This window comes from Pseudomonas sp. NPDC077649, assembly GCF_044542855.1.
Lineage (GTDB): Bacteria > Pseudomonadota > Gammaproteobacteria > Pseudomonadales > Pseudomonadaceae > Aquipseudomonas.
The window spans coordinates 785,449-802,084 of record NZ_JBITVF010000001.1 but is presented as its reverse complement, the minus strand read 5'-3'; the positions used below and the strand labels follow the sequence as shown (position 1 = coordinate 802,084).

At 66.7% G+C, this 16,636-nt stretch carries 14 protein-coding genes; 8 read left to right on the top strand and 6 right to left on the bottom strand.

All coding sequences use genetic code 11. The annotated features are described in order from the left end of the window. Positions 1-38: 38 nt before the first annotated feature. Positions 39-1,994: a bifunctional metallophosphatase/5'-nucleotidase gene (locus ACIGFL_RS03525; protein WP_397496150.1), complete on the bottom strand. Its 1,956-nt coding sequence runs from the start codon at positions 1,992-1,994 to the stop codon at positions 39-41. Positions 1,995-2,168: 174 nt separating this feature from the next. Here ACIGFL_RS03525 and ACIGFL_RS03520 point away from each other — a divergent pair, with 174 nt between their 5' ends. After that, positions 2,169-2,333, top strand: coding sequence for a hypothetical protein (locus ACIGFL_RS03520; RefSeq protein WP_021441941.1), 165 nt, complete (start codon positions 2,169-2,171; stop codon positions 2,331-2,333). Positions 2,334-2,345: 12 nt separating this feature from the next. On the opposite strand, the gene moaE is transcribed toward ACIGFL_RS03520, so the two are convergent. The 5 genes from moaE to dmeF all read right to left on the bottom strand — a co-directional run bounded on the left by moaE (position 2,346) and on the right by dmeF (position 6,505). Then, the gene (gene moaE / locus ACIGFL_RS03515; protein ID WP_397496149.1) at positions 2,346-2,798 is read right to left on the bottom strand and encodes a molybdopterin synthase catalytic subunit MoaE; all 453 of its coding nucleotides are present in this window, start codon (positions 2,796-2,798) and stop codon (positions 2,346-2,348) included. Positions 2,799-2,919: 121 nt separating this feature from the next. Further along, the gene (locus tag ACIGFL_RS03510) at positions 2,920-3,162 is read right to left on the bottom strand and encodes a MoaD/ThiS family protein (RefSeq protein WP_397496148.1); all 243 of its coding nucleotides are present in this window, start codon (positions 3,160-3,162) and stop codon (positions 2,920-2,922) included. Beyond that, entirely contained in the window at positions 3,159-3,635 is a 477-nt protein-coding gene (gene moaC / locus ACIGFL_RS03505; RefSeq protein WP_122108283.1) for a cyclic pyranopterin monophosphate synthase MoaC, read from the bottom strand. The genes ACIGFL_RS03510 and moaC overlap by 4 nt, the downstream gene beginning before the upstream one ends. A gap of 219 nt (positions 3,636-3,854) precedes the next feature. Then, complete coding sequence (locus ACIGFL_RS03500) at positions 3,855-5,246, bottom strand: PhoH family protein (RefSeq protein WP_021441937.1); 1,392 nt, start codon at positions 5,244-5,246, stop codon at positions 3,855-3,857. 293 nt (positions 5,247-5,539) lie between these two features. Beyond that, positions 5,540-6,505: a CDF family Co(II)/Ni(II) efflux transporter DmeF gene (gene dmeF, locus ACIGFL_RS03495; protein ID WP_397496147.1), complete on the bottom strand. Its 966-nt coding sequence runs from the start codon at positions 6,503-6,505 to the stop codon at positions 5,540-5,542. Between the two features lie 212 nt (positions 6,506-6,717). Here dmeF and yaaA point away from each other — a divergent pair, with 212 nt between their 5' ends. From yaaA to algG, 7 genes are all read left to right on the top strand, one after another. Further along, the gene (yaaA, locus tag ACIGFL_RS03490) at positions 6,718-7,497 is read left to right on the top strand and encodes a peroxide stress protein YaaA (RefSeq protein WP_021441935.1); all 780 of its coding nucleotides are present in this window, start codon (positions 6,718-6,720) and stop codon (positions 7,495-7,497) included. A gap of 682 nt (positions 7,498-8,179) precedes the next feature. Further along, entirely contained in the window at positions 8,180-9,490 is a 1,311-nt protein-coding gene (gene algD / locus ACIGFL_RS03485) for a GDP-mannose 6-dehydrogenase (RefSeq protein ID WP_021441934.1), read from the top strand. A 47-nt stretch (positions 9,491-9,537) separates the two neighbouring features. After that, on the top strand, positions 9,538-11,019 hold the full coding sequence (locus ACIGFL_RS03480) for a glycosyltransferase family 2 protein (RefSeq protein WP_397496146.1): 1,482 nt from the start codon (positions 9,538-9,540) through the stop codon (positions 11,017-11,019). Between the two features lie 26 nt (positions 11,020-11,045). Then, positions 11,046-12,209, top strand: a complete 1,164-nt coding sequence (locus ACIGFL_RS03475) for an alginate biosynthesis protein Alg44 (RefSeq protein ID WP_021441932.1) — start codon at positions 11,046-11,048, stop codon at positions 12,207-12,209. A 4-nt stretch (positions 12,210-12,213) separates the two neighbouring features. Beyond that, the gene (gene algK, locus ACIGFL_RS03470) at positions 12,214-13,590 is read left to right on the top strand and encodes an alginate biosynthesis TPR repeat lipoprotein AlgK (protein WP_397496145.1); all 1,377 of its coding nucleotides are present in this window, start codon (positions 12,214-12,216) and stop codon (positions 13,588-13,590) included. 14 nt (positions 13,591-13,604) lie between these two features. Then, positions 13,605-15,059 (top strand): alginate export family protein, encoded by a 1,455-nt coding sequence (locus tag ACIGFL_RS03465; RefSeq protein WP_397496620.1) that lies wholly within the window; start codon positions 13,605-13,607, stop codon positions 15,057-15,059. 11 nt (positions 15,060-15,070) lie between these two features. Then, a complete protein-coding gene (algG, locus tag ACIGFL_RS03460) occupies positions 15,071-16,630 on the top strand; it encodes a mannuronan 5-epimerase AlgG (RefSeq protein ID WP_397496144.1) in 1,560 nt (519 codons plus the stop codon). Positions 16,631-16,636: the final 6 nt, after the last annotated feature.

Here is a 16,636-nt window from a genome sequence, read left to right as displayed (position 1 = left end):
CGAGCCTTGGTGCACGCGGCGCCCCTGAGGGCGACGCATCAATCCGGCGATGCGCCCGACGCCGCCGCTGGCTCGACGCTTCTGGGGCGGCGCAGCAGACGGGTCAGCAGCCAGAGGATCAGCAGCAGGCCGGCCAGGATCACCGCGCTGGCGCCCCATTGCAGCGGGCCGGCCAGGCGCAGCAGTTCGGCCGGGTGCAGGCTGGGCTGGCGCAGCATGCGCTGCTCGGCCGCCGCGCCGCTGGTGGGGATGTCGGCCAGGCCGTCGCCGTCCAGGTCCGGCAGGTTGCGGATATGGTCGAGCAGCGCCTGCCATTCCTTGAGTTCCTGCACGCCGGGGGTGTCCGGGTCCTGGTCGATGATGGCGTCTTCGATGCGCGGCAGCGGGCGGCCGGCGGCATCCTTGGGCACCACGTCGAGCAGGCCCCTGGTCAGGTCCGGCACCAGCCAGGTGAAGCTGCCGACGTAGCTGGTGGCGCCGATGCTGTAGAGGCGAGGGTCATCCAGATCCAGCTCGCGGTAGCCGTTGACCGGGTCGCCGATCTCGATGCGGCTGACGCGGTCGAATGGCACGCGCCAGGGGTTGTAGCTGAAGCGCACGCCGGACACCCGCGGGTAGTAGCTGCGGCTGTCGCGCAGCTGGTAGGCGAGCAGCAGCACCTCCAGCATGGTCTTGATCTCGCGGGCGCTGACGTGGACCTTGATCAGCGGGTAGCCGGGTTCGTCGTCGAACTGGCCGATGCCCAGCGGGGCGATGCGGAACAGGTCGGAGACGCTCTGCACGCCGTGGCGGCCCTTGATCAGGTCGTCGCGGATGGTGCCGTTGCCGGTGAAGGCCAGGTCGGCGCCGGCGGCGTGGCGCAGGGCGTCGGTGACCAGGTTGGCCAGGGTGGTATCGGTGAAGTCGCGGCCGAGGCGCTGGTCGACCTTGGCCAGCGGCTGGTCGAAGCGATAGCCCTTGGGCGCCAGCATGCGTTCGCTGACCACCTGCTTGAAGCCCTCGACCTGGGTGGTGATCGCCGCGTCGCCGGCGATGCGGTCGTCGAGCGGGTGCAGGCGGTAGTCACGCAGGCGCGGCACGCCGTCGGCGTCGAGGCTCATGCGCAGCTCGCCGAGGTACTGGATTTCCGAGCCGGCCTGCATCACCGGGGTGCGCCCATTGACCAGCACCGGCTGCGGCAGCGCCACGTGCGAATGGCCGCCGACCACTATGTCGATGCCCGGCACCTGCTCGACCAGCTCCACTTCCTCGCCGCGCCAGCTGCCGTCGGCCTGCTGGGTGACGCCCATGTGCGAGAGCAGGATGACCACCTCGGCGCCCTCCTCGCGCAGCTTGGCGACCATGATCTTGGCGGTCTCTACAGGGTCGGCGAAGGTCACCGGCTTGATCATCGGGCTGACCGCCACGGCGTTGTTGCCGAGCAGGCCGAACAGGCCGAAGCGGATGCCGCCGCGCTCGATCAGCTGGTACGGCAGGATGCGCCCGGCCTCGAAGTGCGCCTGCAGGCTGTCGTCCTCCTTGCGCGCGGGGTCGAAGCGGATATTGCTCGACAGCAGCGCCGGCAGCGCCTCGCCCTTGGCCCTGTGCGCGGCGCCGATCATCGCGGCGAGGCCGGCGGGGCGGAAGTCGAATTCGTGGTTGCCGAGCACCGCGGCGTCGTAGCCCAGCTCGCTCATCAGGCGCAGTTCGCTGCCCATCTCGCGGGCGACGGTGTGAAACAGCGTGCCCATGGTGAAGTCGCCGCCATCGAGCAGCAGCACCGCCTCGCCCTCGGCCGCCGCGCGGCGCTCGCGCAGCAGGGTGGCCAGGCGCGCGACGCCGCCGACCGTGTCGTCGTCGTTCAGCGTGGCCGGGCTGTATTCGTTGTCGGGGCCGAAGCCGAGCAGGCGCGATTGCCAGTCGTTGCTGTGCAGGATGGTGAAGCTGCGTTCGGCGGCCGACAGCGGCGCGGCGCTCAGCAGGCCGGCGAGCAGCAGGGTGGGAAACAGGCGCATGGACGATCCTTGACGATGACTGCGGCGAAGTATGCAGCAAGCCGCCGACAGCGGCAGCGACCGATCAGGCCGCGGCTTGTCGCCAATCGGGTCAGGCCTTCATTGCCACAGGTCAGCGCCGCAGACCGGCACAGCGACTAGGCTGAAAGCAGGACAGCGAGGCGGAGAAGAGCGATGGATCACTTTCACCTGATGCTGGTGCTGCTGATCGGCGGCTTCGTGCTGCTGGGGGTCGGTTTCAACTTCCGCGAGCACGAATGGGGCGTGCGCGTGCTCGGCCTGGGGGTGTTGCTGATGCTGGTGCCGATTGCGCTACGGGTGCATCTGGCATTGGCGTAGATCGGGCGCGCCCTACCGTTTCCAGCGCTCGGCGGCGCTCTGGTCGCTGCAGCGGCCTTCGACCCAGCGCGGGCCTTCGCTGGTGTCTTCCTTCTTCCAGAACGGCGCGCGGGTCTTCAGATAATCCATGACGAAGTTGCAGGCGTCGAACGCGGCCTGGCGGTGGGCGCTGCTGGTGCCGACGAAGACGATGGGCTCGCCCGGCTCCAGGCGACCGATGCGGTGGATGATCTCGATGCCCAGCAGCGGCCAGCGCGCGCGCGCCTCGTCGGCGATCTTGGCCAGGGCCTTCTCGGTCATGCCGGGGAAGTGTTCGAGGAACATGCCGCCGACGTCGCGCCCTTCGTTGAAGTCGCGCACGTAGCCGACGAAGCTCACCACCGCGCCGATGCCGAGGTTGGCGGCGTGCAGGGCGTTGAGTTCACTGCCGGGGTCGAAGGGTTGGGTTTGGACGCGGATGGTCATGCGGGCGTGTCTCGTTTGATGAGGGCTGTGGTCAGGGTCGGTCGGCGGGCTCTTGGTGAGCCGATTGGTGGGCTGAAGCCCACCCTACGCGGAGCGCCGCCCGACCGCTCCTACAGGGGTATCAGCCGCCGGTAACGGTGGGGAAGAAGGCCACTTCATCGCCTTCGCTCAGCGGCTCGTCGAGGCCGCACAGTTCCTGGTTGCGCGCGCACATCAGGTTCTGCTCGCCGAGCACCTCCCACTCGCCGCCACGGGCCAGCAGGTGCAGGCGCAGTTCGTCGAGGCTGGCGAAATCGCCGCTGAGTTGCTCCTCGTCGCGGCCCAGGGCTTCGCGGTAACGGGCGAAATACTGCACGCGGATCATGCTGGCTCCTCCGCCTTGTAGTGGCCGCTCTTGCCGCCGAGTTTCTCCAGCAGGCGCACGTTCTCGATGACCATGCCGCGGTCCACCGCCTTGCACATGTCATAGATGGTCAGCGCGGCGACGCTGGCGGCGGTCAGCGCCTCCATCTCCACGCCGGTCTGGCCGGACAGCTTGCAGCGCGCGGTGATGCGCACGGCATCCTCGCCCTCTGCGCTCAGCTCGACCTTGACCCCGGTGAGCATCAGCGGGTGGCACAGGGGGATCAGGTCGGAAGTTTTCTTCGCCGCCTGGATGCCGGCGATACGCGCCACGGCGAACACGTCGCCCTTGGGGTGCTCGCCGGCGACGATCATCTGCAGGGTGGCGGGCAGCATGCGCACGCGCGCTTCGGCGGTAGCTTCGCGAAAGGTGGTCGCCTTATCGGTGACGTCGACCATATGCGCGCGGCCTTGGGAATCGAGGTGAGTCAGCACGGGAAAGCTCCAGGCGGGGATCGGCCGATTGTAAACCCCTGGGTCAGGATTTGGCAGGCATAAAAAAGCGATGCCGCGTCATATGCCGGGGCTCCACCCTGCTTCTGTAGCAGCGAATTTATCCGCGACCATCGCGGCTGAGGCCGCTCCTAGAAGGCGCGCAAATAACAACGCCCCTGCTCTTGCGAACAGGGGCGCGAGCGCTCAACAGCCCGAGCGCTACATATGGGTTTCCGCGTATTCGGCGAGGATCGAGCGCGGCACCCCTTGCAGGGTGATGTGCACACCGTGGGGGAAGTCCTTGAAGCGTTCGGTGAGGTAGGTCAGGCCCGAGCTGGGCGCCGACAGATAGGGGGTGTCGATCTGCGCCAGGTTGCCCAGGCACACCACCTTGGAGCCGTTGCCGGCGCGGGTGATGATGGTCTTCATCTGGTGCGGGGTGAGGTTCTGGCATTCGTCGATGAGGATCAGGCTCTGCTGGAAGCTGCGCCCGCGGATGTAGTTGAGCGACTTAAATTGCAGCGGCACCTTCTGCAGGATGTAGTCGACGCTGCCGTGGGTGCTCTCGTCGTCCATGTGCAGGGCTTCGAGGTTGTCGGTGATGGCGCCGAGCCAGGGCTCCATCTTCTCCGCCTCGGTGCCGGGCAAAAAGCCGATCTCCTGATCCAGCCCCTGCACGCTGCGGGTGGCGATGATGCGCCGGTAGCGCTTGCTGACCATGGTCTGCTCGATGGCCGCGGCCAGCGCCAGGATGGTCTTGCCGGAACCGGCGGCGCCGGACAGGTTGACCAGGTGGATATCCGGGTCGAGCAGGGCGAACAGCGCCAGCGACTGGTACACGTCGCGCGGCTTGAGGCCCCAGGCTTCCTGGTGCAGCAGCGGCTCCTGGTGCATGTCGAGGATCACCAGCTCGTCGCCCTTGATCGCCTTGATCCAGCCGACGAAGCCCTGCTCGTCGAGGATGAACTCGTTGATGTGCACCGCCGGCAGGTTGTCGGTGAGCTGCACCCGGTGCCAGGTGCGGCCGTGGTCCTGGCGGGTTTCCACCTTGCTGACGCGGTCCCAGAAGGAGCCGGTCATGTCGTGGTAGCCCTTGGACAGCAGGGAGACGTCGTCCACCAGCTGGTCGGTGTGGTAGTCCTCGGCATCGATACCACAGGCGCGCGCCTTCAGGCGCATATTGATGTCCTTGGTCACCAGCACCACGGACAACCCCGGATTACGCGATTTCAGCTCCACCAGCTGGTTGATGATCTTGTTGTCGTTGAGGTCTTCCGGCAGCCAGGTGATGGGCGCCGCGCGCTTGCTCATGAGAATCGACAGACGCCCGCAGGGGCCGCTCTTGCCGCGCTGGATGGGTACGCCGTGCTCCACGTCGTCCGGGCTGGCGACACCGAGGATCTGATCGATGAGGCGGATGGCCTGGCGGCATTCGGCGGCGACGCCGTGCTTGCCGGATTTCAGCTTATCGAGCTCCTCCAGCACCGTCATCGGGATGGCGACGTGGTGCTCTTCGAAGTTCAGCAAGGCGTTCGGATCGTGGATCAGGACGTTGGTGTCGAGGGCGTAGAGGGTTGGAGCGGTGGGCTTGGAGCGTCCGTGGTCATCCATACTCGGTCACCTTCTTGTAGTAGCCAAGCGACGCAATACCAAGGCGGTGCTGCGCCGCGGAGAGGCCGCCGACTCCTCAGTGCCGGGGCTGAGAAGGTGCAAGCAAGGTGAGGGCCAGTGGCCGCCACCTGTCTGCAGGTTTCGGCGGTCTTGCTGTTTAATTACTCCAATTCAGGTGACAGAAAAACGTTTTTTTGTGGTTTTACCGGTTTATTTGTCGCCACGACAAATAGCGCTTGGCGGGCTCCGACGACGCCGTTACAGTCCGAAGTCCCACCCGTCGTTTTTCGCCCTCAGCCGTGGTCGACCTCGGCGCAGCGATTGACCTCCACCGTGACGTGCACCAGCTCGGCAAAGCCCGCCAGACGGGCCTTGTAGCGATCGGCCGTGGTTTCGCCATGGGTCACCACGCTGACGATGCAGGCGTACTGGGCGCGACCGACGCGCCACAGGTGCAGGTCGGCCAGCTCGGTGTCGTGCTCCTGCTCCAACGCGGTGCGCACACGCTCCACCAGGGGGCTGTCCATCTCGCGGTCGAGCAGCACCTTGGCGGTCTCCAGCAGCAGGCCCTTGGCCCACACCGCGATGATCAGCGCGCCGACCACGCCCATCAGCGGGTCGAGCCAGTTCCAGCCCAGCCACCAGCCGCCGAGCAGGGCGAGGATCGCCGCCACCGAGGTCAGGGCATCAGCCAGCACGTGAAGGAAGGCGGCGTGGCGGTTGAGATCGCGCCCGCCGGCCGGCGCGTGATCGTGATCGTGATCGTGATCGTGATCGTGCCCAGCATGGCCGTGGCCATGCTCGTGCTGGTCGCGCAGCATCCAGGCCGACGCCAGGTTGACCAGCAGGCCGAGCGCCGCCACCGCCAGGGCCATGTCGAAGGCGATCGGCTGCGGCCGCCACAGACGCCACAACGACTCGACGGCGAGCAGGGCGATCACCACCAGCAGCAGCACGGCGCTGGCGAAGCCGGCCAGCACCTCCACCTTCCAGGTGCCGAAGGCGAAGCGCCGGTCGTTGGCATAGCGCCGCGCCAGCAGGTAGGCCAGCGCGGTGAGGCCGATGGCGAGCATATGCGAGGCCATGTGCCAACCGTCGGCGAGCAGGGCCATGGAGTTGAAGGCGTAGCCGGCGGCGATCTCCACCAGCATGGTCGCGCCGGTCAGCGCGGTGACCCGCCAGGCCTGGCGCTCGGCCGTGGACTCCAGCGGGCGATAGTCGTGGGAAGGCTCCCAGCGCGAATGGTTGCAGCTCGTCATGACGACTCCCTGTGCGAGGTTCGCCGCCACACTACAACCCCGGGGCGGCCCCGGGGTCAAGCCGGCGCCTGGCGCCCGTTCCTGCACACTAGGTTCCGGATTGCCTCCGGGCTGGGCGCTGCGGTCGCTGTCCTGACTCAATCGCCCCTATAGGTGGTCTTGCCCGGCCCCAGCTTCTAGAATCGCCGCCAGACTTTCAGGAGCAGATGTCCATGCTGATGGTGATTTCACCGGCCAAGACCCTCGACTACGAGACCCGGCCGGCCACGCCGCGCTTCACCCAACCCGAACACCTCGACCACGCCCAGGAACTGATCGAGCAGCTGCGCGACTTCAGCCCGGCGCAGATCGCCGAACTGATGCACCTCTCGGACAAGCTCGCCGGCCTCAACGCCGCGCGCTTCGGCAGCTGGCAGCGGCCGTTCAATCCGTCCAACGCCAAGCAGGCGCTGCTGGCATTCAAGGGCGACGTCTACACCGGGCTGCATGCCGAGGACTTCTCCGAGGACGATTTCGACTTCGCCCAGGCCCACCTGCGCATGCTCTCCGGCCTGTATGGCGTGCTGCGCCCGCTGGACCTGATGCAGCCCTATCGCCTGGAGATGGGCACCAAGCTGGTCAACGGTCGCGGCAAGGATCTCTATGCCTTCTGGGGCGAGCGCATCAGCGGCTGGCTGAATGAGGCGCTGGCCGCCCAGGGCGACGAGGTGCTGCTCAACCTGGCGTCCACCGAGTACTTCGGCGCGGTCAAGCGCAAGGCGCTGAAGGCGCGGATCATCGACACCGAGTTCAAGGACCTGAAGAACGGCCAGTACAAGATCATCAGCTTCTACGCCAAGAAGGCCCGCGGCCTGATGGCGCGCTACGTGATCAAGGAGCGCCTGACCAACCCCGAGGGCCTCAAGGACTTCGACTACCAGGGCTACCGCTACTCGGCCGAGCATTCCAAGGAAGACAACCTGGTGTTCCTGCGCGACCAGCCGCAGGACTGATCCTCGCCTCGCGGCCCGGCGCTCTGCCCGGCCGCCTCCTCTCCCGCCGCAGCGACTGGCCTGCCTGGCCGTCCCGCAGCCCTGGCCATCGAAGCCGTGGCGCCTCCACGTCCTTGGTTCCCGCCAACCAAACCCGCACGCCTTGGCAATTTCGACGCCGGCCTGTTTTAGCGCGAGCCATTGCCCGTCCTTAGTTACCCGCTAATTGCACGCCAATTAAACTGCAAAGTGCCATCGTGCAATTTGCAAGTTGCCATTAACTTGCGATCAATTAATCGTTCAGCTTGCGTTCAGGAACAGGACGAACGGTAGGAACTATCGCAAAAGTCATGCACTCATACAGCCCGTAACACATTTCAATACATAACTTTCTTGCCATTTTAAACTGCCACCATGCGAATCAACCTTCGCTGGGCGGTTTCGCCCGGAAGAAAGTAGACGGGCCACCAGAGGGAGATAGACACCCGCGCAAGAGTACCGAAACAGAGGCCTCCACTCGGGCCTAACAGACAATACCCAAGGGCCACCACTTTATATAAAGGCCCACATTTGGCGCCACTTCCGGCGCCCTACCCTACTTATGCCTGAAGGAACTTGCTGACGCACAAACAGCAAGTTCGCAGAACAGTTTTGGCCATTTGGCCAGTATTTGAAAACGCATCGAACGGACGAGGTGAATACCATGCGAATCAGTATTTTCGGTTTGGGTTATGTGGGCGCCGTGTGCGCCGGTTGTTTGTCGGCCCGCGGCCACGAGGTGATTGGCGTGGATATCTCCGCGCACAAGATCGAGCTGATCAACAACGGCAAATCGCCCATCGTCGAACCCGGCCTGGAGGAACTGCTGCAACAGGGCCTGCGCCAAGGTCGCCTGCGCGGTACCACCGACGTCGCCGCCGCCGTGCTGGAGAGCGACGTGTCGTTCATCTGCGTCGGCACGCCGAGCAAGAAGAACGGCGACCTGGAACTGAACTACATCGAAGGCGTGTGCCGCGAGATCGGCTACGCCCTGCGCGACAAGCCCGGCCGTCATACCGTGGTGGTGCGCAGCACGGTGCTGCCGGGTACCGCGAAGAACGTGGTGCTGCCGATCCTCGAGGATTGCTCCGGGAAGAAGGCCGGGGTCGACTTCGGCCTGGCGGTCAACCCCGAGTTCCTCCGCGAGAGCACCGCGATCAAGGACTACGACTTCCCGCCGATGACCGTGATCGGCGAACTGGACAAGGCCTCCGGCGACCTGCTGGCCAGCATCTACGGCGAGCTGGACGCGCCGATCATCCGCAAGGACATCGAAGTCGCCGAGATGATCAAGTACACCTGCAACGTCTGGCACGCGGCCAAGGTCACCTTCGCCAACGAGATCGGCAACATCGCCAAGGCGGTCGGCGTCGACGGCCGCGAGGTGATGGACGTGATCTGCCAGGACCACAAGCTCAACCTCTCCAAGTACTACATGAAGCCCGGCTTCGCCTTCGGCGGCTCCTGCCTGCCCAAGGACGTGCGCGCGCTGAACTACCGCGCCGGCAGCCTGGACGTCGAGGCACCGCTGATCGGCTCGCTGATGCGCAGCAACGCCGCCCAGGTGCAGAAGGCCTTCGACATCATCGCCAGCCACGACACCCGCAAGGTCGCCCTGCTCGGCCTGAGCTTCAAGGCCGGCACCGACGACCTGCGCGAGAGCCCGCTGGTGGAACTGGCCGAGATGCTGATCGGCAAGGGCTATGACCTGGGCATCTACGACCGCAACGTCGAATACGCCCGCGTCCACGGCGCCAACCGGGACTACATCGAGTCGAAGATCCCGCACGTGTCCTCGCTGCTGGGCAGCGACCTCGACGCGGTGATCGCCAAGGCCGACATCATCGTCCTCGGCAACGGCGACGAGCGTTTCGCCAAGCTGGCCGCGCAGGCACCCAGCGGCAAGCGGGTGATCGACCTGGTCGGCTTCATGCCGCACGCCAGCAATGGCGTGGCCGAAGGCATCTGCTGGTAAGGCCAAGCGTGCCCGCGCGCCCTGCGCGCGGGCACCGAGAGACGCATATGGACAAGCTCAAGAACGGCCTCAACCACGCCAGCGGCTGGCTGCTGTACCTCAGCGCGCTGATGCTGCTGGCACTGGCCCTGCCACGTACGGTGTTCGACCCCGAATCGCGGGACTTCCTCCTGCTGATCGGCATCGTCGGCATCTGGCGTTATTCCATGGGCGCCGTGCATTTCGTGCGCGGCTGCCTGTTCCTCTACCTGGTGTATCCCTGGTATCGCCGCAAGGTACAAAGACTCGGCAAGGATGCCGACCCCTCTCATGTCTTTCTGCTGGTCACCAGCTTTCGCATCGAGGCGCTGACCACCGCCATGGTCTATCGCTCGGTGATCCGCGAGGCGATCGACTGCGGCTACCCGAGCACCGTGGTGTGTTCGATCGTCGAGCTGTCCGACGAGCTGCTGATCAAGACGCTCTGGGCCCAGGCCCAGCCGCCGGCGCACGTCAAGCTGAACATCGTGCGCATTCCCGGCACCGGCAAGCGCGACGGCCTGGCCCACGGTTTCCGCGCCATCTCCCGGCAGCAGCCGGATCGCGATGCGGTGGTGGCGGTGATCGACGGCGACACCGTGCTCGAGCCGGGCGTGGTGAGCAAGAGCGTGCCCTGGTTCAAGCTGTTCCCCAACGTCGGCGGGCTGACCACCAACGAGTTCTGCGAGGTGCGCGGCAGCTACCTGATGAGCGAGTGGCACAAGCTGCGCTTCGCCCAGCGCCACCTCAACATGTGCTCGATGGCCCTCTCCAAGCGCGTGCTGACCATGACCGGGCGCATGTCGGTGTTCCGCGCCAGCGTGGTGACCGACCCCGAGTTCATCCGCGACGTGGAGAGCGATCACCTCGAGCACTGGCGTCTGGGCCGCTTCCAGTTCCTCACCGGCGACGACAAGTCCAGCTGGTACAGCCTGATGCGCCTGGGCTACGACACCTTCTACGTGCCGGATGCGGCGATCAACACGGTCGAGCATCCGCCGGAGAAGAGCTTCATCAAGGCCAGCCGCAAGCTGATGTTCCGCTGGTACGGCAACAACCTGCGGCAGAACTCGCGCGCCCTGCGCCTGGGCCTGAATCGCCTCGGCGCCTTCACCAGTCTGGTGCTGCTGGACCAGCGCGTGTCGATGTGGACCTGCCTGCTCGGCCTGTGCGTGGCGATCATCGCCAGCATCAAGTACAGCCTGATGTACCTGTTGATCTACCTGCTGTGGATTGGCAGCACGCGCCTGGTTCTGACAGTGCTGCTGATGCTCTCCGGCCACCGCGTCGGCCCGGCCTACCCGGTGCTGCTCTATTACAACCAGATCGTCGGCGCCCTGGTGAAGATCTACGTGTTCTTCCGCCTCGACCAGCAGTCCTGGACGCGCCAGAACACCAAGCTCAACCGCGGCCTGTCCAGCTTCGCCAACTGGTTCAACAGCTGGTCGTCGCGCGCCATGACCTTCTCTGCCTCCTGTGTATTCATCGCCGCGCTGTTGGCGCTGGTATGACCGAACTCGAATAGGAACTAGCCACCATGAACTCAGTCGCCAACCTCAACGTCGTCCATGAGTCCGAGGCCCAGCGCCAGCACGCTCGGGTCAAGCTGCCTGGACGCCTGCGCTACAGCAATGCCCAGCGCGAACGCATCGACGTGCGCCTGCTGGATGTCTCCGCCGGCGGCTTCAGCTTCGCCAGCGAACGCACCGCACACAAGGTCGGCGACTTCCATCGCGGCCAGCTGCAGTTCCAGCTCGACAGCCTGGTGCTGGGCCTGGACATGGATTTCCAGGTCTGCTCGGTGCAGCCCGAACAGGGCCGCGTCGGCTGCCAGTTCCACAACCTCGGCACCCGCGAAACCGCCGCCCTGCGCCACCTGATCAGCGCCCACCTGGCCGGCGAGCTGGTCAACGTCGGCGAGGTGCTGCACATCCTCCAGCGCGAGAACTTCACCAAGGCGCGCAAGAACGGTGCCGGCGGCGGCATGGGCCTGTTCGGCCGCCTGCGCGCGGTGACCTTCAGCACCGCGATCTTCCTCGTCGGCCTGGCCGCCTTCGGCTACATCGGCAAGTCGATCTACGGCCTGTACTTCGTCACCCACGCCCAGTCGGCGCAGATCAGCCTGCCCGCCCTGCAGGTGACCATGCCGCGCGAAGGCAGCGTGCAGAGCCTGGTGCAGCCCGACGGCATCGTCGAGAAAGGCGCACCGATCGCCACCTTCACCACCAGCATGCTGGAGATGCTCAAGGGCCATCTGGGCGAGGAGCAGCTCGAGCCGAGCCAGATCGAGGCACTGTTCAGCCGCGAGATGCAGGGCACCCTGACCAGCCCGTGCAACTGCAAGATCGCCCGCCAGCTGGTGGCCGACGGCCAGTTCGCCAGCAAGGGCGACGTGATCTTCGAACTGGTGCCGCAGGACGGCATCGCCACCGTCAGCGCCAGCTTCCCCTACCGCCACCTGGAACAGGCGCGCCCGGGTACCCCGGTGAGCTTCAAGGTGGCCGGCGAAGACCAGCCGCGCCGCGGCGAGATCGTCAGCAGCAGCCTGCACGATGGCGGCCTGTCCGCCGACATCCGCGTGCAGATCAAGCCCGAACAGACCCTGCCCGCCAGCCTGGCCGGCCAGCCGGTGGACGTGGTCATCGACCGCGGCCCGTCGCTGAGCTGGCTGGTCGACCGGGCCATCGCCGCCGGACGTTAACGCCATGTCTCTGCCTCTTCTCCGCCCCGCCCTGCTCGGCCTGGCCGTGAGCGCCGCCCTCGCCGGTTGCGCCGGTCTGCCCGATCAACGCCTGGCCCGCGAGGCGCTGCAGCGCGGCGACCAGCAGACCGCCGAGCGGCATTTCCGCCAGCTCGCCGAACTGGGTTACGACGAAGCGCAGATCGGCCTGGCCGACCTGTATGTCGCCAACGGCCAGCCGCAGGACCTGGCCGAGGCCGAGCGCGTCTATCGCCAGGCCCTCGACGGTTCGCCGCGGGCCAAGGCGCGGCTCGGCAAGCTGCTGGCGCGCAAGCCCGGCAGCAGCTCCGCCGAGCGCCAGGAAGCGGCCGAACTGCTGGAGACCGCCAGCCGCGCCGGCGAGCCCGGCGTGCTGCTGCCGCTGACCGAGCTCTACCTGTTCTACCCACAGGACTTCCCCGCCATGAACCTATCGCAACGCATCCATGACTGGCGCCAGCAGGGACTGCCGCAGGCCGAACTGGCGCAAATCCTCGTCTACCGCAGCGACGGCAGCTACGACCAGCACCTGGGCGAAATCGAGCGCATCTGCCAGGCCGGCCTGGCGGCGAACGACGTGTGCTACGTCGAGCTGGCCACGGTGTACCAGAAGCAGGGGCGCGCCGAAGAGCTCGACGCCCTGCTCGAACAGCTGATGGCCGACTACCGCGCCGGCCGCGTGTCGCCCAACCGGGTCGACGCCGTGGCCCAGGTGCTGGCCGATGCCGAAGTCGGCCAGCCGCAGCCCGGGCGCGCACAGGAGCTGCTCGAAGCCATCGCGCCACAGCATCCGGCCGCCTGGGTCAGCCTGGCGCGGCTGCTCTACGACTACCCGCAGCAGGGCGACAGCGAGACCCTGCTCGGCTACCTGGACAAGGGCCGCGACGCCGCCCTGCCGCGCGCCGAGCTGCTGCTCGGGCGCCTGTACTACGAAGGCAAGCTGCTGCCGCAGGAGCCGAAGAAAGCCGAGGAGCACCTGCGCAAGGCCGCGCCCAGCGAGCCCAGCGCCAACTACTACCTGGGGCAGCTCTACCTGCGCGGCTACCTCGGCGAGGTCTACCCGCAACAGGCGCTCGATCATTTGCTCAGCGCCGCCCGCGCCGGCCAGCTCAGCGCCGACTTCGCCCTGGCGCAGATGTTCAGCCAGGGCCGCGGCGTCAAGCCCAACCCGGTCAATGCCTATGTCTTCAGCCAGCTCGCCCTGCCGCGCAACACGCCGCAGACCCACGAGCTGGCCCATGCCATCGCCCAGCGCCTGACCCCGGCGCAACTGGCCGAGGCCCAGCGCCTGCTGCAAGAGGAGCGCGAGGCGCGTGGCAACGCCTGGCGCGAACAGAACAGCCTGCAGGCGAGCCAGCCATGAACAAGGACACCCGTATGCAGTTCAATCGAATCGTCAGCCAGCTCGGCCTCGGTGCCAGCCTGCTCGCCGCCGGCACCGCCTGGGCGACCGACAACCAGACCGACTTCGGCCTGGACATCAAGATCACCGCGCAATCGGAAGACGACCGCGACCTCGGCACCCGCGACGGCGGCGACGTCAACGGCATCGGTCTCGACCTGCGCCCCTGGGCCTATGCCCAGCGCGGCGACTGGAGCGCCTTCGCCATGGGCCAGGCGGTGACCGCCACCGACACCATCGAGACCGACCCGCTGCAGCGCGCCGGCGACGACGGCGAAACCGCCGCCAGCAGCAGCCGCAGCGACGCGCGCCAGCCGGACGACAGCTACCTGGCCCTGCGCGAGTTCTGGGTCGACTACAGCGGCCTCACCGCCTACCCCGGCGAGCGCCTGCGCTTCGGCCGCCAGCGCCTGCGCAGCGACGAAGGCACCTGGTGGGACACCAATATCGAGGCCCTGCACTGGCGCTTCGACAGCACCCTGCTGCAGGCCGATATCGGCGTCGCCGAACGCTTCTCCGAGTACCGCACCGACCTCGACGAGCTGGCCCCGGAAGACGAGGACCGCCGCCACTACTTCGCCGGCCTCGCCTACCAGTGGACGCCGGGCCACCGCATCGGCGCCAAGCTGCACCACAGCCGCGACGACGGCAGCCTGCCCAGCGTCGGCGAGCGCATCGACGAGCTGAGCAAGCGCCATACCGGCGACCTCACCTGGTTCGGCCTGCATGCCGACGGCGGCTTCTTCGAGCGCAACTCGCGCAACCGCCTCAACTACTGGGCGCAGATGACCTGGCTCAAGGGCGACACCGACCAGCTGCAGCAGCAGGTGATCGGCGACGAACGCGTGGCCAGCGGCTCGCGTAGCCAGGACGTCGACGCCTGGGCGGTGGACCTCGGCCTGCGCTACAGCCTCGACGAGCACTGGAAGATCGGTGCGGCCTATGCCCGCGGCAGTGGCGGCGGCGATGAGGACGAGTCGCGCCAGTTCATGCAGACCGGCCTGCACAGCAACCGCGCCAATTTCACCGGCGTCGAATCGCGCCTGCACCGCTTCGGCGAGGCCTTCCGCGGCGAGCTCTCCAACCTGCAGGTGGCCAGCGCCTTCAGCTCCTGGCAACTGGGCCAAGACTACGACGCCAGCCTGGTCTACCACCGCCTGTGGCGCGTCGACGGCGACCAGGACATCGGCGACAGCGGCGTCGACGCGCCGCTGGTGGCGGGCGAGAAGGACGTCGGCCAGGAGGTCGACCTGGTCCTGACCCGCTACTTCAAGCAGGGCCTGCTGCCGGCCTCGGTGGCGGAACGACTCGACGAACGTTCGGCCCTGGTGCGTCTGCGCGGCGGCGTGTTCCTGCCCGGCGACGCCTATGGCCGCGGCACCGACTCGGTGATGCACCGCGCCTTCGTCGACTTCATCTGGCGCTTCTGAGGAGAGATCCCATGCCACGCAGGATCAACAAGCGCCTCGCCTTCTGTCTGCTCGGCGCAGGCGCGCTGCTCGGCGCCGTGCAGCTGGCCGCGCCGCCGGCGCTCGGTGCCGAGAGCGAGCACCAGTTCGACTACCGGGTGCGCAGCGCGCCGGCCGAGCCGCTGCACCTGAAAGCGCCGACGCTGCCGGATCTGTCCGGCTACACCATGGACGCCGTGCTGGCCAAGATTCCACGCCAGGACAAGGGCCGCGTGGCGGTGCGGCGTATGCTGCGCCAGGACGCGCTGAAGGACTTCACCGGCGGCAACGAGCGCCTGCGCGAATGGGTCAAGCGCCAGCAGGGCATGCCCCAGGCGATCTTCATCGAAGGTGGCCTGGTCACCGCGCAGGACCTGGCCAAGGCCCTGCCCGCCAGCCAGTTCGAAGAACAGCAGCCGGGCGTCTACCTCGCCCGCCTGCCGATCGTGGTCGCCCAGGGCGCGACCCTGCACGTCGGCAAGGAGACCCGCGAGCTGCGCCTGTCGCAGGAACGCGGCGCCTTCCTGGTCAACGACGGCCTGATGTTCCTCACCGACACCCGCGTCACCGCCTGGCGCGAGGCCGACAAGGGCCCGGCCACCTTCCGCGGCGATCCCAAGGAGTTCCGCCCCTTCCTGGTGTCCTGGGGCGGCAGCGAGCTGTACATCGCCGGCAGCGTGCTGACCAGCCTGGGCTATTCGAATTCCAAGTCCTACGGGGTGTCGATCACCCAGTACACGCCGAACATGCATGCCCGCCTCAAGCGCGAGGAGCCGACCGGCTGGCTGATCGATTCGGAGTTCGTCGACCACTGGTACGGCTTCTACTGCTACGAAGCGCAGAACGTGGTGATCAAGGGCAACACCTACCGCGACAACATCGTCTACGGCATCGACCCGCACGACCGTTCGCACGGCCTGATCATCGCCGAGAACAAGGTGTTCGGGACCAAGAAGAAGCACGGCATCATCATTTCGCGCGAGGTCAACGACAGCTGGATCATCAACAACGAGAGCCATGACAACAAGCTCTCCGGGGTGGTCATCGACCGTAACAGCGTCGGCAACCTGATCGCCTACAACCGCGTGCACGGCAACCATGCCGACGGCATCACCATCTACGAGAGCGGCGACAACCTGTTGTGGGGCAACCAGGTGCTGCGCAACCGGCGCCACGGCATCCGCATCCGCAACAGCGAGAACATTCGCCTGTACGACAACCTCGCCGCGCTCAACGAGCTGACCGGCGTGTACGGCCACATCAAGGACCTGTCCGATACCGACCGCGACCTCAAGCTCGATCCCTTCGACACCAAGGTGTCGATGATCATCGTCGGCGGCACCCTGGCCGGCAACGGCTCCAGCCCGATCAACATCGACTCGCCGCTGTCGGTGGAGCTGTACCGGGTCAAGCTGATCGCCCCGCGCAAGAGCAACGGCATCCAGCTCGCCGGCATCCTCGGCGAAAAACAGGAACAGATCCTCGACCTGCTGGTGCGCCAGCGCCAGCCCGTGCTGATCGACCCGATCGATCCCGAGCAGATGACCAATTGACGAGGC

Coding starts and splice junctions, on each gene's coding strand:
- algK (WP_397496145.1), top strand. CDS start 12,214: ATGTCTCTGCCTCTTCTCCGCCCCGCCCTGCTCGGCCTGGCCGTGAGC.
- ACIGFL_RS03465 (WP_397496620.1), top strand. CDS start 13,605: ATGCAGTTCAATCGAATCGTCAGCCAGCTCGGCCTCGGTGCCAGCCTG.
- ACIGFL_RS03520 (WP_021441941.1), top strand. CDS start 2,169: ATGGATCACTTTCACCTGATGCTGGTGCTGCTGATCGGCGGCTTCGTG.
- yaaA (WP_021441935.1), top strand. CDS start 6,718: ATGCTGATGGTGATTTCACCGGCCAAGACCCTCGACTACGAGACCCGG.
- ACIGFL_RS03500 (WP_021441937.1), bottom strand. CDS start 5,246: ATGGATGACCACGGACGCTCCAAGCCCACCGCTCCAACCCTCTACGCC.
- algG (WP_397496144.1), top strand. CDS start 15,071: ATGCCACGCAGGATCAACAAGCGCCTCGCCTTCTGTCTGCTCGGCGCA.
- moaE (WP_397496149.1), bottom strand. CDS start 2,798: ATGACCATCCGCGTCCAAACCCAACCCTTCGACCCCGGCAGTGAACTC.
- ACIGFL_RS03510 (WP_397496148.1), bottom strand. CDS start 3,162: ATGATCCGCGTGCAGTATTTCGCCCGTTACCGCGAAGCCCTGGGCCGC.
- ACIGFL_RS03525 (WP_397496150.1), bottom strand. CDS start 1,994: ATGCGCCTGTTTCCCACCCTGCTGCTCGCCGGCCTGCTGAGCGCCGCG.
- dmeF (WP_397496147.1), bottom strand. CDS start 6,505: ATGACGAGCTGCAACCATTCGCGCTGGGAGCCTTCCCACGACTATCGC.
- ACIGFL_RS03475 (WP_021441932.1), top strand. CDS start 11,046: ATGAACTCAGTCGCCAACCTCAACGTCGTCCATGAGTCCGAGGCCCAG.
- ACIGFL_RS03480 (WP_397496146.1), top strand. CDS start 9,538: ATGGACAAGCTCAAGAACGGCCTCAACCACGCCAGCGGCTGGCTGCTG.
- algD (WP_021441934.1), top strand. CDS start 8,180: ATGCGAATCAGTATTTTCGGTTTGGGTTATGTGGGCGCCGTGTGCGCC.